Origin of the sequence: Streptomyces sp. NPDC001406 (genome assembly GCF_042895285.1) — a bacterium.
In the GTDB taxonomy this organism is placed as follows: domain Bacteria; phylum Actinomycetota; class Actinomycetes; order Streptomycetales; family Streptomycetaceae; genus Streptomyces.
Map to the genome: position 1 here is coordinate 313,908 of NZ_JBIAWG010000010.1, position 15,218 is coordinate 329,125.

Annotated in this window: 11 protein-coding genes; 9 read left to right on the forward strand and 2 right to left on the reverse strand. The window is 71.9% G+C overall.

Translation table 11 applies throughout. The features are described from left to right. Positions 1-55 precede the first annotated feature (55 nt). The 3 genes from mfd to ACFY1J_RS25515 all read left to right on the forward strand — a co-directional run bounded on the left by mfd (position 56) and on the right by ACFY1J_RS25515 (position 5,300). Complete coding sequence (mfd, locus tag ACFY1J_RS25505) at positions 56-3,613, forward strand: transcription-repair coupling factor (protein WP_390709913.1); 3,558 nt, start codon at positions 56-58, stop codon at positions 3,611-3,613. A 150-nt stretch (positions 3,614-3,763) separates the two neighbouring features. Next, on the forward strand, positions 3,764-4,477 hold the full coding sequence (locus ACFY1J_RS25510) for an HNH endonuclease family protein (RefSeq protein WP_390710006.1): 714 nt from the start codon (positions 3,764-3,766) through the stop codon (positions 4,475-4,477). Between the two features lie 79 nt (positions 4,478-4,556). Further along, entirely contained in the window at positions 4,557-5,300 is a 744-nt protein-coding gene (locus ACFY1J_RS25515; RefSeq protein WP_390709914.1) for a GNAT family N-acetyltransferase, read from the forward strand. An 18-nt stretch (positions 5,301-5,318) separates the two neighbouring features. Here ACFY1J_RS25515 and ACFY1J_RS25520 read toward each other — a convergent pair whose 3' ends face one another. Both ACFY1J_RS25520 and ACFY1J_RS25525 read right to left on the reverse strand, forming a co-directional pair. Then, the gene (locus tag ACFY1J_RS25520) at positions 5,319-6,068 is read right to left on the reverse strand and encodes a hypothetical protein (RefSeq protein WP_390709915.1); all 750 of its coding nucleotides are present in this window, start codon (positions 6,066-6,068) and stop codon (positions 5,319-5,321) included. Between the two features lie 90 nt (positions 6,069-6,158). Continuing rightward, complete coding sequence (locus ACFY1J_RS25525; RefSeq protein WP_390709916.1) at positions 6,159-6,848, reverse strand: hypothetical protein; 690 nt, start codon at positions 6,846-6,848, stop codon at positions 6,159-6,161. A gap of 189 nt (positions 6,849-7,037) precedes the next feature. Between ACFY1J_RS25525 and ACFY1J_RS25530 the strand changes: the two genes are divergently transcribed. From ACFY1J_RS25530 to ACFY1J_RS25555, 6 genes are all read left to right on the forward strand, one after another. Beyond that, on the forward strand, positions 7,038-9,368 hold the full coding sequence (locus tag ACFY1J_RS25530) for an N-6 DNA methylase (RefSeq protein WP_390709917.1): 2,331 nt from the start codon (positions 7,038-7,040) through the stop codon (positions 9,366-9,368). 234 nt (positions 9,369-9,602) lie between these two features. After that, entirely contained in the window at positions 9,603-10,250 is a 648-nt protein-coding gene (locus tag ACFY1J_RS25535; RefSeq protein WP_390709918.1) for a hypothetical protein, read from the forward strand. A gap of 38 nt (positions 10,251-10,288) precedes the next feature. Further along, on the forward strand, positions 10,289-11,773 hold the full coding sequence (locus ACFY1J_RS25540) for a protein kinase (protein WP_390710007.1): 1,485 nt from the start codon (positions 10,289-10,291) through the stop codon (positions 11,771-11,773). Between the two features lie 128 nt (positions 11,774-11,901). Continuing rightward, positions 11,902-12,732 (forward strand): glycoside hydrolase domain-containing protein, encoded by an 831-nt coding sequence (locus ACFY1J_RS25545; protein ID WP_390709919.1) that lies wholly within the window; start codon positions 11,902-11,904, stop codon positions 12,730-12,732. A gap of 143 nt (positions 12,733-12,875) precedes the next feature. Continuing rightward, positions 12,876-13,526, forward strand: a complete 651-nt coding sequence (locus ACFY1J_RS25550) for a SurA N-terminal domain-containing protein (RefSeq protein WP_390709920.1) — start codon at positions 12,876-12,878, stop codon at positions 13,524-13,526. Positions 13,527-14,066: 540 nt separating this feature from the next. Then, on the forward strand, positions 14,067-15,107 hold the full coding sequence (locus ACFY1J_RS25555) for a nucleoside triphosphate pyrophosphohydrolase (protein ID WP_390709921.1): 1,041 nt from the start codon (positions 14,067-14,069) through the stop codon (positions 15,105-15,107). The last annotated feature ends 111 nt before the right edge of the window (positions 15,108-15,218 follow it).

The window sequence follows — 15,218 nt, forward strand, 5'->3', positions numbered from 1 at the left end:
CCGGGACTCGCGTCGGGTCATTCGCGTTGCCCACCCTCGGACGGAAGCCCCCTCCATGAGCCTGCACGGTCTGCTCGACGCCGTCGTCAAGGACGCCGCCCTCGCGGAAGCGATCAAGGCGGCCGAGGACGGCAACCGGATGCACATCGACCTGGTCGGCCCGCCGGCGGCCCGCCCCTTCGCCATCGCCGCCCTGGCCCGCGAGGCCGCCCGCCCGCTGCTGGCGGTGACCGCGACGGGACGCGAGGCCGAGGACCTGGCCGCCGCCCTGCGCTCCCTGCTGCCCCCCGAGGGCGTCGTCGAGTACCCCTCCTGGGAGACCCTCCCGCACGAGCGGCTCAGCCCCCGCAGCGACACCGTCGGCCGCCGCCTCGCCGTACTGCGCCGCCTCGCCCACCCGAGGCCCGACGACCCCGAGACCGGCCCGGTCTCCGTCGTCGTGGCGCCCGTACGCTCCGTGCTCCAGCCGCAGGTCAAGGGCCTGGGCGACCTGGAGCCGGTGGCCTTGAGGACCGGGCAGACCGCCGACCTGAACGAGATCGTCGAAGCCCTCGCGGCCGCCGCGTACTCCCGTGTCGAGCTGGTCGAGAAGCGCGGTGAGTTCGCTGTACGCGGCGGCATCCTCGACGTGTTCCCGCCCACCGAGGAACATCCCCTGCGCATCGAGTTCTGGGGCGACGACGTCGAGGAGATCCGCTACTTCAAGGTCGCCGACCAGCGCTCCCTGGAGGTGGCCGAGTACGGTCTGTGGGCGCCGCCCTGCCGTGAGCTCCTGCTGACGGAAGACGTCCGTACACGCGCGCGTGCCCTTGCCGAGCAGCACCCGGAGCTGGGTGAACTGCTCGGCAGGATCGCCGAGGGCATCGCGGTCGAGGGCATGGAGTCGCTGGCCCCGGTCCTGGTCGACGACATGGAGCTGCTCCTGGACGTGCTGCCCAAGGGCGCGATGGCCGTCGTGTGCGACCCGGAGCGGGTACGCACGCGTGCCGCGGATCTGGTGGCGACGAGCCAGGAGTTCCTGCAGGCCTCCTGGGCGGCCACCGCCGGCGGCGGCGAGGCGCCCATCGACGTCGGCGCGGCCTCCCTGTGGTCCATCGCCGACGTCCGCGACCGCGCGCGCGAGCTGGACATGATGTGGTGGTCGGTGTCGCCGTTCGCCGCCGACGAGGAACTGACGGACACATATGCCGCTGACGCGGCGGGGGACACCCTCAAGCTTGGCATGCACGCCCCCGAGACCTACCGCGGTGATACCGCGCGCGCCCTCGCCGACACCAAGGGCTGGCTCGCCGACGGCTGGCGCACGGTCTTCGTGACCGAGGGCCACGGCCCCGCGGCCCGTACGGTCGAGGTGCTCGGCGGCGAGGGCATCGCCGCCCGCCTCGACACGGACCTCGCCGAGCTCACCCCCTCGGTCGTCCACGTCTCCTGCGGCTCGATCGACTACGGCTTCGTCGACCCGGCGCTCGGACTCGCCGTCCTGACGGAGACCGACCTGACGGGCCAGAAGGCGGCCGGCCGGGACGGCGCCCGCATGCCCGCGCGCCGCCGCAAGACCATCGACCCGCTGACCCTGGAGCCGGGCGACTACATCGTCCACGAGCAGCACGGCGTCGGCCGCTACGTCGAGATGGTGCAGCGCACCGTCCAGGGCGCCACCCGCGAGTACCTCGTCGTCGAGTACGCCCCCGCCAAGCGCGGCCAGCCCGGCGACCGCCTGTACATCCCCACCGACCAGCTGGAGCAGATCACCAAGTACGTCGGCGGCGAGGCACCCACCCTGCACCGCCTCGGCGGCGCGGACTGGACGAAGACCAAGGCGCGCGCGAAGAAGGCCGTCAAGGAGATCGCCGCCGACCTGATCAAGCTGTACAGCGCGCGAATGGCGGCCCCGGGACACGCCTTCGGCACGGACACCCCCTGGCAGCGGGAGCTGGAGGACGCCTTCCCGTACGCCGAGACCCCCGACCAGCTGACGACGATCGCCGAGGTCAAGGAGGACATGGAGAAGTCGGTCCCGATGGACCGCCTGATCTGCGGCGACGTCGGCTACGGCAAGACGGAGATCGCGGTGCGGGCCGCCTTCAAGGCGGTGCAGGACGGCAAGCAGGTCGCGGTCCTCGTCCCGACCACGCTGCTGGTGCAGCAGCACTTCGGGACGTTCAGCGAGCGGTACTCGCAGTTCCCGGTGAACGTGCGCGCGCTGTCCCGCTTCCAGACCGACAGCGAGGCCAAGGCGGTCCTGGAGGGCCTGCAGGACGGCGCCGTCGACATCGTCATCGGCACCCACCGCCTGTTCTCCTCGGAGACCAAGTTCAAGGACCTCGGCCTGGTCATCGTCGACGAGGAGCAGCGCTTCGGCGTCGAGCACAAGGAGCAGCTGAAGAAGCTCCGCGCGAACGTCGACGTCCTGACCATGTCCGCGACCCCGATCCCCAGGACCCTGGAGATGGCGGTCACCGGCATCCGCGAGATGTCGACGATCACCACCCCTCCGGAGGAGCGCCACCCGGTGCTCACCTTCGTCGGGCCGTACGAGGAGAAGCAGATCGGCGCGGCCCTCCGCCGCGAACTGCTGCGCGAGGGCCAGGTCTTCTACATCCACAACCGGGTCGAGTCGATCGACCGCGCGGCCGCCCGGCTGCGCGAGATCGTCCCCGAGGCGCGCATCGCCACCGCCCACGGCCAGATGTCGGAGTCCACGCTGGAACAGGTCGTCGTCGACTTCTGGGAGAAGAAGTTCGACGTCCTGGTGTCGACCACGATCGTCGAGTCCGGCATCGACATCTCCAACGCCAACACCCTGATCGTCGAGCGCGGCGACACCTTCGGCCTCTCGCAGCTGCACCAGCTGCGCGGCCGCGTCGGCCGGGGCCGCGAGCGCGGCTACGCCTACTTCCTGTACCCGCCGGAGAAGCCCCTGACCGAGACCGCCCACGAGCGGCTCGCGACCATCGCCCAGCACACGGAGATGGGCGCGGGCATGTACGTGGCCATGAAGGACCTGGAGATCCGCGGAGCGGGCAACCTGCTCGGCGGCGAGCAGTCCGGACACATCGCGGGCGTCGGCTTCGACCTGTACGTGCGCATGGTCGGCGAGGCGGTCGCGGACTACCGGCGGCAGCTGGAGACCGGCGAGATCGAGGAGGAGCCGCCGCTCGAAGTCAAGATCGAGCTGCCCGTCGACGCGCACGTCCCGCACGACTACGCCCCCGGCGAGCGGCTCCGCCTCCAGGCGTACCGGGCCATCGCCTCGGCCAACACCGAGGGGGACATCAAGGCCGTACGGGAGGAGCTCGTGGACCGCTACGGCAAGTTGCCCGAGCCGGTGGAGAACCTGCTCCTGGTGGCGGGCCTGCGCATGCTCGCGCGCGCGTGCGGCGTCGGCGAGATCGTGCTGCAGGGCACCAACATCCGCTTCGCGCCCGTGGAGCTGCGGGAGTCGCAGGAACTGCGGGTCAAGCGCCTGTACCCGGGCACCGTCATCAAGCCGGCGGTGCACCAGGTGCTGGTACCGCGCCCGAAGACCGCGAAGGTCGGCGGAAAGCCGCTGGTCGGGCGGGAGTTGCTGGGCTGGGTCGGGGAGTTCCTGGCATCGATCCTGGGTTCGTGACCGCGCCCTTCCCGCTCACCGTTCGAACTGGGCCGCGTCAGCCCCCTCGGGCTCCCGTCCACCCGCAACCTCCCGACGGCTACCGTGGGGTCAGGACCAGTCCGCCCGCATGGAGGCGGTACAGGGGAGGCAAGGGGAGGGCGCGCAGTGATGCGTCTGAGGGGCGGGGCAGTCACCGCTGTCGTCATGATGTTCGCCGTGGCCGGCTGCACGGCAGAGCGGACCGAGGGGTCTTCCGGACCCGAACGGTCGGGCGGCGGGGGCGTTGCCCTGGCCGCCGCGGACTCGCTGACCGTCAAGGGACGCGCGCCGAAGACCGGTTACTCCCGCGCCAGGTTCGGCACGGCCTGGGCGGACACCGACTCCAATTCCTGCGACACCCGGGACGACATCCTCAAACGCGACCTGAAGGAGGTGAAGTTCACCGGCGGCACCTGCAAGGTCTCCTCCGGCCTGCTGGACCCCGACCCCTACTCCGGCAAGGGCGTCACCTACCGGCGCGGCCGCAGCCAGGTGGACATCGACCATGTCGTCGCCCTCTCGGACGCCTGGCAGAAGGGCGCCAAGTACTGGGACCACAGCAAGCGCATAGCCCTGGCCAACGACCCGCTCAACCTCCTGGCCGTGGACGCAAGCACCAACCGCAGCAAGGGAGATGGCGACACGGCCACCTGGCTGCCGCCCAACCAGTCCTACCGCTGTGCCTATGTCGCCGCCCAGGTGGCAGTGAAGAAGAAGTACGACCTGTGGGTGACCGCCGCGGAGAAGACCGCGATGAAGAAGGTCCTCACGACCTGCCCGAACCAGAACCTCCCTTCGGGAGGCAACTCGACGAAGGCACCGGATCGCTTCCGGGCGCATTGAGGGCAGTGGGAAGGGGGGAGGGCCCGGAGGACATAAAACCGTTTCCTGGCCGCCGGCCCCACCGCATACCGTCGCCCGCATGGACGTGAAGGTAACGAGCCTCGCCGAGCAGCCCGGCAAGTTGGAGCAGGTTCTCGATATGGCCGACACCTGGCCGGAGTTCACCGTCAACGACCCGGTGGGCGACGCCTACTACGGCCGCATCCCGATCGAGCTGCCGGAGTATGCACTGTTCGCCGAGGACGAGCGGGGCGAAGTCGTCGCGCACGGCTACAGCGTGCCCTTCGCTCTCGGTGCCGAGGACCGCGGCACCCTGCCCGCCCGTGGCTGGGACCAGGTGCTCGGCTGGGCCTTCGCCGATCTGCGCCGTGGCACCCGCCCCGACACGGTCAGCGCCATCTCCATCGTCGTGGCCCCGCACGTCCAGGGGACCGGGCTGTCCGGCCGGATGCTCTCGGCGATGCGCGCCAACGCCCGTGCGCATGGCTTCAGCGAGGTCGTCGCCCCGGTCCGCCCGAGCGCCAAGCACCTTGAGCCCCGCACTCCGATCGAGGAGTACGCGTACCGGGTGCGCCCCGACGGTCTGCCGCACGACCCGTGGCTGCGCGTCCACGCCCGGGCCGGTGCCACCATCGACTCCGTCGCCCCGGCGTCCATGACCGTGGCCGCCTCGCTGGAGGAGTGGCGCCGCTGGACCGGGCTGCCCTTCGACACGGAGGGCGACATCGACGTACCCGGCGCACTGGTCCCGGTCCGCTGCGAACCCGAGCGCGGATACGCCGTGTATGTCGAGCCCAACGTGTGGATGCGGCACCCGCTGTGAGGGGCGCCGCATCCCGGTTCAGCCGCCCAGCGCGTCCAGGTCGAGGATCTTGCCGGCGGGCTTCTTCGCCGGTACCGGCTGGTTGTAGTCGCCGAGCGTGAGGTGCACCGGGTCCTTGGCGGACGTGCTGTCGATCTTCAGCAGATACGGCTTGCCCTCGGTGGCGACGTACAGCGTGTACTGGTCCTTGCCGTCCTTCTCGTGCAGGACGATCGCCGGCGTACCGTCGACCGTGGTCGTCCTGCCCCGGGTGGCGTCCGAGTTGACGGCCGCGGCGCCGCCGAGCACCGAGTCCAGGTCGCAGAAGCTCGCGATGTCCTTGGCGTCCTGGCCCTTCACGGCCATCTTGGTCCACTTCCCGGCCAGCATCGCCACGGCCGCGTCGGTGTCGGCCTTGGACTCGCCCTTGCTCTGGGCGCGCAGGAACGCCTCGTCGTACTTCATGTAGATGGTGTCGCCGGTCTTGATCAGGTCGGCCTTGCCCTGACCGCCCATGCTCATGGTGCCGGCGCATTGGCCCTTCTTGTTCAGGGCCATGTCGAGCTGGATGGTGCCGTTGCTCTCGTCGTCGGCGACATCGCCCTTGAGTCGTAGCGACGAGGCCCCGGTGGTGGCCTTCATTGCCCGGTCGGCGATCTCACCGCCGGTGAGCCCGGCGAACGGACCTTTCGGCTTGCTGTCCGCCTTGTCCTGCCCCGGCAGACAGCCGGTGAGCCCCGCGGCGGCCGCGGCGGCGAGACAGAGGGCGGCAAGTGCGGTGCGACGCATGGGAGTTCCTTGGTGAGTGTGGTGAGCGGTGTTGGGTGAGCGGTGTTGGGTGAGCGGTGTGGGTGGGGGTGGTGTGATGGGCCGGCCGGGTCAGGCCGTCTTCTTCCAGTCCCCGCATCCGGCGGTCTTGAAGTAGGCGTCGGAGGAACTGATGGTGACGACGGCCGTGCCGGTCACGTTGTTGTTCGCGATGATCGAGTCGAGGCCGTGCTCGGCGTCCTTGGTGCGCTCCCAGTAGCAGGAGTCGTCGGCGTTGCCGGTGGACCTGTAGGTGCCGGGGGCGATGTCGGCGCCGACCTTGAACATGCCTCCGTCGCCGTCCATCGTCGAGGCGCGCGAACCCTTCGCCTTCGGGTCGACGGCCTCCCAGTCCTTGCAGCCGCTGGACTTGAACAGCTTGTCGGTGGGCTTGACGGTGACGTAACTGGTCCCGCTGACGTTGTCGTTGGCCAGCAGTGAGTCCATCTCGCCCGAGGCGTCCTTGGCACGCTCCCAGTAGCACATGTCGTCGGTATTGCCGCTGGTGCGGTAGGTGCCGGGCTTGACGTCCGAGCCGACCTGGAAGTCGCCGTCCCCGTCGAACGCGGCCTTCTTCTTCGTGGCGGCCTCAGATCTGCCCGAGTCCTTCTTCCCGCCGTTCTTGTGCTCGGCGGACGTCGAAGAGCCCTTGTCGCTGCTGTCGGATCCGCCGCCGCTTCCGCCGCCGGCGTTCGCCGACACGGCACCGATGACGACGATCCCCACGACGGCGCCCAGCGCGACCTTGCCCTTCATGCCCATGACTGTCCCCTCCTCCGATACGGTGACCCACCCCCTCCGGCGGCCACTCGTTCGCTGGGTCAATAAGAACAGAGCCTGTGAACCGAGTCAACACGGTTCACACGATGAGTTCCGTACACGCGCGTGAATGGGTGGATCACATGTTCGCCGGTATGCTCGTGTCACACATGGACGAGGGGAGCGGGGCGGGTGCAGGACAACGTGACAGAAGTGACCGCCGCGGAAATCGCACGGCTCGCCGGCGTCGGCCGCGCCGCCGTCAGCAACTGGCGCCGCCGGCATGCCGACTTCCCGAAACCGGTCGGCGGCACCGAGACCAGCCCGTCCTTCGCCCTCACCGAGGTCGAGGCCTGGCTGCGTAAACAGGGCAAGCTCGCCGAGGTCCCCCTGCGCGAACGCGTCTGGCAGCAACTCGTCGGCCACCCGGAGGGCCCGGTCACCGCCCTGGTGCACGCGGGCTGCGCGCTGCTGCTCATCCATGAACGTCCGACCGATTGGCTGGAGATCAGCGCCGGCTCCGACGAGCGGCTGGCCGCGATGCTGCCCGCCGCGCTGGAGCAGGTGATCGCGCCACGGTTCGGTCTGGCGCGTGGTCGCCGTGTTCACAGCTGGCAGGCCGCTGGCGGGGTGGCGGCTGTGAACACTCCGGCCGGTGTGAACAGGCCCGGGGCGGCTCACAGCCCGGGGGCCGCTCACGGCCCGGGAGCTGTGAACACCCCTGCCGCGGCGGACACTCCACGCGCTGCGAACGCCGTGAACACCCCGGCCCAGGTTGACACCCCACCGCCGGGCAACACCTCAGCCGCGGTTCACACCGCTCCGGCCGTCACCACCCCAGCCGATGTGAACCCTGCACCGGCCCGTGTGAACCCTGCACCGGCCGTGAACGGCGCCCCCGCCGTTCACACCCCCACCGCCCCCCAACTCCTCCCCTCCGTCCCCCTCCTGCGCGGTGCCGCCGAGCTGGCGGCCGAGACGGGAGCGCGGCAGACCTTCGAGTTCCTGCTGGGGCGGCATCTGGACGCCAACCCGCGCCAGTACACGCTCACCCCCGCCGAGCTCGCCCGGCTCATGGCCGACCTCGCCGGCCCCGCCCGCACCGTGCTCGACCCCGCCTGCGGCACCGGCGCCCTGCTGCGTGCCGTCGAGACCCGCCCCGACCAGGAGATCTACGCCCAGGACAGTGCGCCCGACCTCGCCGCGCTCACCGCGCTCCGGCTCGCGCTGCACGCCCGGGCCACCGTGCGCGGCGCCGCCGGCGACACCCTGCGCGGTGACGCGTACCCGGAGCTGCACGCCGACGCCGTCCTGTGTCACCCGCCGTTCAACGAGCGCAACTGGGGGCACGACGAACTCGCCTACGACCCCCGCTGGGAGTACGGCTTCCCGGCGCGTACCGAGTCCGAGCTCGCCTGGGTCCAGCACGCGCTCGCCCGGCTGAAGGACGGTGGCACCGCCGTGCTGCTCATGCCGCCCGCTGCCGCCTCCCGCCGCTCCGGCCGGCGTATCCGTGCCGACCTGCTGCGGCGCGGTGCGCTGCGGGCCGTCGTCGCGCTGCCGGTGGGTGCGGCGCCGCCGTACAACATCCCCCTGCACGTCTGGGTGCTGCGCCGCCCGGAGAAGGCGCCCGCGCAGCCCGAGGTGCTGCTCGCCGACACCGGGCAGTTCGCCGGCGAGGGGCGCGGCGGGCCGGACTGGCAGGCGGTGCGGGACGCCGTCCTCGACGCCTGGCGCGCCTTCGAACGCGCCGGGCGGCTGGACGAACGCCCGGGGCTGGCCCGTTCGGTGCCCGTGATCGAGCTCCTCGACGACGACGTGGACCTCGCCCCCGCCCGCCATCTCCCGCCGCCCGCCGCGGCCGACGGCGCGGAGCAGCTGACGGCCGTGCGCGAGCGGCTCGGCGAGACCCTGCGCCTGACCAACGCCCTCACCCCGCCGCCCGCCGACTCCGCGCGGCCCGTGCGCTGGCCGCTCACCACCATCGGTGAACTCGCGCGCGGGGGCGCCCTGGTGATGCGTACCGGCGGCAATGGCGGCCACGCGCGCGTGCCCGTCCTCACCGACCACGACGTCCTGGCCGGAACCGTGCCCTCCGGGACGCTCCCCGAGAGCGACGAGGAGGCCGTGCTCACCGAGCCGGGCGATGTCGTCGTGCCGGTGCTCGGCGGCGGCTCGGTGGCGCGTGTGATCGACGAGGCGACGGGGGGCGCCGCCCTGGGGCGCAACCTCGTGCTCCTGAGCCCCGATCCCACGGCGCTCGACCCGTGGTTCCTCGCCGGCTTCCTGCGCGGTACCGCGAACAACCGTCAGGCCAGCAGCTACGCGTCCACCGCCACACGCCTCGATGTGCGCCGCCTCCAGCTGCCGCGGCTCCCGCTCGACGAACAGCGGCGCTACGGCGCGCGCTTCCGCGCCCTGGACGAGTTCGAGCGGGCGCTCAGGCACGCGGGCCGGCTCGGGGACCAGCTCGTGCGCGGGATGTACGACGGCCTGACCGACGGCTCGGTGGCGCCGGAGTGACCCGCCGGGGGCGCCGCATCCCGCGCTCCCGCCCGGAACGTCCGGCTCCGCGCGTCCCTGTCCGTACCTGCGGTGTCGTGCGAAGTGTTCGGCACGACAACGGTTCGGTACAACCCGGACCGCTTGTCCGTGTCGGGCCATATGCTCGAAGCGACAAGTGCATGACCGGTGTTGTCCGCGCAGCGGGCGGCGCCGGACCGACACGTGCGCATAATTCGGGCAACAGGAGCAACCATGCAGGGCCACGGCTACGCACAGCCGCTGAAGCGGCCGCCGGACACCGCGGTGCTGATCTTCCTGCGTGTGCTGTTCGTGGCGATCGGGTTCACCTGCATCGGCTTCGCGACCTGGGCGATGCTGTTGCGCCTGGCCATCGTGACCCGCAAGTCGCTGGACTGGGGCCTGTTCGTGGCGGTCCTCGCGGCCGACGTCCTCAGCATCGTGCTGCTGGGCAGCGAATCCGGCGACGAGATCCACACCGCCGGCGGCTACCTGGGCATCACCCTGCTCCTGGGCACCCTCGTGGCAGCGACGGCGTACTACCTCGCTGCCGACATAAGGCACTTCCAGCGGCTGCGGGACGCCTATCGCGCGCAGCAGCCGATGGCGTCGCCGTACGGGTACGCGCAACCGGCGTCTCCGTACACCGCGACGACCGTGCCCAGCTCGCCGGCCGGGCCGACCGCGCCGCAGTCCCCGCTCGGCCCGCACACCCCGCCCCCGATGGCCCACACGCCCCCGTCCCAGCCGCCGATACCGGCCCCGCCGCAGCGTCCGGCGCCCGCCCGCATCGACCAGGTGCGTGCCGAGCTGGACGAGCTCAGTGACTACCTGCGCAAGCACGACGGGCATCACGAGGGCAACTACGAGGGCGGACGGTGACCGTGGCGACAGGACGTGTCGTCGCCGGCCGCTACGAACTGTCCACGCTCATCGGGCAGGGCGGCATGGGCCAGGTCTGGACGGCGTACGACAAGCGGCTCGACCGGCGCGTGGCGGTGAAGCTGCTGCGCCCCGACAAGGTGGCGGGGCAGGAGGCCGACGAACTGCGACGCCGGTTCGTACGCGAGTGCCGGGTGACCGCACAGGTCGACCACCCCGGTCTGGTCACCGTGCACGACGCCGGCAGCGAGGGCGAGGAGCTGTTCCTCGTCATGCAGTACGTCGACGGTGCCGACCTCTCCGACCACCTCGCCGAGCACGATCCTTACCCGTGGCAGTGGGCGGTCGCGGTCGCCGCGCAACTGTGCGCCGTGCTGAGCGCCGTGCACGCCGTGCCGATCGTCCACCGTGACCTCAAGCCGCGCAACGTGATGGTGAAGCAGGACGGCACGGTCACCGTCCTCGACCTCGGTGTCGCCTCCGTCATGGACACCGACACCACCCGCCTGACCCACACCGGCTCGCCCATCGGCTCGCCCGCCTACATGGCCCCCGAGCAGGCGATGGGCGGCGCGGTCGGCCCGTACACCGACCTGTATGCGCTGGGCGTGCTGATGCACGAACTGCTCAGCGGGGACGTGCCGTTCGCCGGCTCCACGGCGCTCGGGGTGCTGCACCGGCACCTGTACGAGCCGCCGCTGCCCGTGCGCCGGATCCGCCCCGAGGTGCCGGAGACGCTGGAGGCGCTCGTCCTGCGTCTGCTCGCCAAGGACCCGCAGCACCGCCCCGCCTCCGCGCAGGAGGTGTACGAGAACCTGGCACTGCTCCTGCCCGCGCGCGGGATACCCACCGGGGCACCCCTGGACCCCACCCGCCCCTTCCTGCGCCCGCACGCCCCCTGGCCGGACCGCGCCCGCACCCCCGCGCCGCAGCCCGCCCCGGTGGCGCCCGTGCCCGACAAGCCCGATGTCGCCGCCGCCGTCGACGAGGTCAAGCGCCTCCTCGGCGAGGGCCGCATCACCCAGGCCGTCGACATCCTCGGCGCGATCCTGCCCACCGCGGCCGAGCAGCACGGCGAGCACTCCCCGGTCGTCCGCACCCTGCGCAAGCAGTACGCGGCCACGCTCATGGACGACGGCCAGTACCGGCGCGCGCTGCCCGAACTGCGCCGCCTCGCCGACGAACGCGCCTCCGAGGCGGGCCAGGCCGACCCGCAGTCCCTGCGGTTCCGCTACGACGCCGCCCAGTGCCTGGAGCAGCTCGGCGAACCGGCGGCGGCGCTCGCGGAGTACCGCGCGCTGCTGCCGTACTACGAGAACCAGTACGTCTCCGGCGACCCGCAGCTCGCCCATGACGTCCGGCGCCGTATCGGCCTTCTGCTGCTGGCCCTCGGCGACCGGGCTTCCGCCCACGACACGCTCGCGCGACTGGTGCTGGACGTAGAGCGCCTGCACGGTCCCGGACACCCGCTGGCCGCGGAGGTCCGGCGGACGCTGCAGTGGCTGGGGCAGGTGCGCGGCTAGATTTTGCCGTTCCCTGGGGGAAGCTTGTGATCTTGCGGGGGCGGTGTTTCCCGAAGAAGCACGCCGCACACGATAGGTTGCCGTCCGTTTTAGCTGCACAGTGCAAACACAGGGGTGGGGTTCCAGGCATGTCCAGCCATCGGCAGTCGAAGAAGCGCAGGTACCTGACATGGGCGGTCGCCGGTGCCGCCGTCGTCGCCGGGGCCGGCATCGCCGCGCAGACGTCGATGGCCGTCACGACCTGGCCCGCGCAGCGGACGTACACCGGGCGTGCCTTCGACACCTGTGCCGCGCCCTCCCTGGCCGCCATGAAGGCCTGGCACACGAACGGCTTCTACGGCGCCGCCGCCGTCTACGTGGGCGGCAAGAACCGCGGCTGCGCCCAGCCCAACCTCACCGCCTCCTGGGTCAAGTCCGTCAGCGCGGTCGGCTGGAAGCTCATCCCGCTCTACGTCGGCGCCCAGCCGCCCTGCCAGAGCGGCGCCAACCCCGAGAAGCTCACCGCCGCCAACGCGGGCTCCCTCGGCAGGACCGACGCGGACGACGCAGTGGCCAAGGCCTCCGCCCTCGGTATGAAGGCCGGCAGCCCGATCTACCTCGACATGGAGGCGTACGACACGACGAACACGTCGTGCAACAACGCCGTGCTCACCTATGTGCGCGCCTTCGACAAGGAACTGCGCGTGAAGACGTACCGCGCGGGCTACTACGGCTTCACCAGCTCCAGCGCCAAGGCCGTCGCCAACGCCACGGACAGGACCGATCTGCCGGGCAACCTCTGGTACGCGCTGTGGGACAAGCAGAACACCACGACCGCGGACTGGCCGTTCGGCGCGAGCCAGTACACCGGCCACAGCCGCGCCCACCAGTACATGGTCAACAGCAAGGAGACCCGCGGCGGCTACACGATCACCGTGGACCGGGACGCGTGGGACGCCCCGGTGGCCATCACCGGCTGACCTCCGCGCCCGGAGGCGACGCGGCGGTGCCCGAAGTGTGCGTGAATCGTTGGTCGAATGGGTTGGCCAGAGCTTGCCCACTGCCTACCATCGATCACCGCAAGACTTTGTGCACCGTCGCACAATCTCCTCAGGAGGTCTCCTTGCTCCGCCGCCGTCGCACCGCGCTCGTCCTGTCCGCCGCGATCGCCGCCGCGGCTCCTCTCCTCGCCGCCTGCGGAAACGATGCGCATCCAGGCGCGGCGGCCGTCGTCGGGGGCCAGCGGATCACCGTCGCCCAGCTGGAGAACCGGGTGGACGAGGTGCGCCGGGCGCAGCGGGCCGCGGTGCCGGACGAGGCGCAGTACCAGCAGGTCCTCGCCTCCACCAGCAGCCTCACCCGCGACACCCTGCACAACATGGTCCTCGACCGGGTGCTGCACCGTGCCGCGCAGGACCAGGGCATCACGGTCACCCGCAAGGAGATCCAGCGGCTGCGCACCGGCCTGGAGCAGCAGTTCGGCGGCGCCGCGGCGCTGGAGACCGACTGGCTGCAGAAGTACGGCGTCGCCCCCAAGCGGCTCGACGACAACCTGCGCCTCCAGGTCGAGGCCCAGAAACTCGCCCAGAAGCTCGGCACCAGCACCTCCGAGCCCGCGTTCTGGAAGGCGCTGTCCACCGCGTCCGGCGAACTGAACATCGACCTCAACCCGCGCTACGGCTCCTGGGACGTCCAGAACAGCAGCCGCGTCGACGCGAAGACGCCGTGGGTGCGAGAGGTCACGAAGACCGGGACGCAGCAGCAGTCGGCGTAGGCGCCGGGGCTCGGGGGCCTCGGGTTTCCGGGTCTTCGGGCTTCCGGGCCCCCAGGCGTTCGGGCCCCGGGCTTTCGGGCCTCCGGGCTTTCGGGCTTTCGGGCCCCGGCCTCCGGCCCCCGGCCTCCGGCCCCCGGCCTCCGGGCCCCCGGGCCCCCGGCCTCCGGGCCCCCGGGCCCCCGGCCTCCGGGCCCCCGGGCCCCCGGCCTCCGGGCCTCCGGGCCTCCGGGCCTCCGGGCCTCCGGGCCCCCGGCCCCCGGCCTCCGGGCCCCCGGGCCCCCGGGCCCCCGGCCTCCGGGCCCCCGGGCCTCCAGGCCCCCGTGCCCCGGGCCTCGGGACTTCCGGGCTTTCGGGCCCCGGGCTTTCGGGCCCCCAGGCCCCAGGCCTTCGGGCTCCCGGGCCCCAGGTTCTCAGTTCCCTGGGTCCCCCAGGCCTCAGGCCCGGCCTCGGTCACCGCGTCGCGGTCATACGATCGCCCCGCCTGCCCCTGCCTGTGGACAACTCGCGAGGCCGTCGGCGGACGTGCGTTACGTTCGATGCGTGAACACCACCAGCCTCGAAGCCGCCCAGGAACCGGGCCCGGCCGCGGCCCCCGGCCGTGTCGTCCTGCTCACCACCAGTCACCGCGTCGCCCCCGGGCTGCTGTCCTGGCCCGCCTGGCAGGCGCTGCGCTCCGCCGACCGTGTGCTGTGCGCGGACGGGGCCCACCCACAGCTGCCCTATCTGCGCGAGGCCGGGATACGGGTGGAGGAGACGTCGCCCACAGCCCAGGAACTGGTCGACGCCTGCGTCGGCGGACACACCGTGGTGGTCGTGGCCACCGGTGAGGGCGAACCTGCGCTCACCGACGGCCTGGCCCGCCTCGCCGGCTCCGGCCGCGTGCGGATGCCCGAGCTGGAGCTGCTCCCCGCCTCCTACGACCTGCCGGGAGCCCGTCTCCTCGACCTCGTCCAGGTCATGGACCGCATCCGCGTCGAGTGCCCCTGGTCGTCCCGGCAGACCCACAAGGGCCTGGCGAAGTACGGCATCGAGGAGGCCTACGAACTCGTCGAGGCGATCGAGGCCGGCGACCGCGAGGAGCTCAGGGAGGAACTGGGCGACGTGCTGCTCCAGGTCGTCTTCCACTCCCGCATCGCCGAGGAGGACCCCGAGGCGCCGTTCTCCGTCGACGACGTGGCCGGCGGCATAGTCGCCAAGCTGATCCACCGCCACCCACATGTCTTCGGCGACGAGACGGCCCAGACCCCCGAGGAGGTCAAGGAGCACTGGCTGCGCACCAAGGCCGAGGAGAAGCGGCGCACCTCCGTGACCGAGGGCGTCCCGCTCGGCCAGCCCGGCCTCGCCCTCGCGGCGAAGCTCGCCTCCCGCGCGCGCACGGCGGGACTGGAGGTGCCGCTGCCGCACGGCGAGGGCATCGGGTACGAGCTGCTCGCGCTCGCGATACGGGCCGAGGCGGACGGGGTGGACCCGGAGGCGGCACTGCGGGCGGCGGCACGGGCGTACCGGGACGCTGTGCGGGCCGCCGAGGGAGTGCAGGGCAGGGAAGGCATAGAGGGCATGGAGGGCCCGACGTCGGCCTGAGAGACGGCCCGGGGGACGGGCACGGGGGCTTGCTCACGGGCGCGAGGGCATGCGGGGAAAGGGAGTTGGAGGAGTCACCGCTTCGGCGGCCGCTGCCCGTACCGCCCTCCG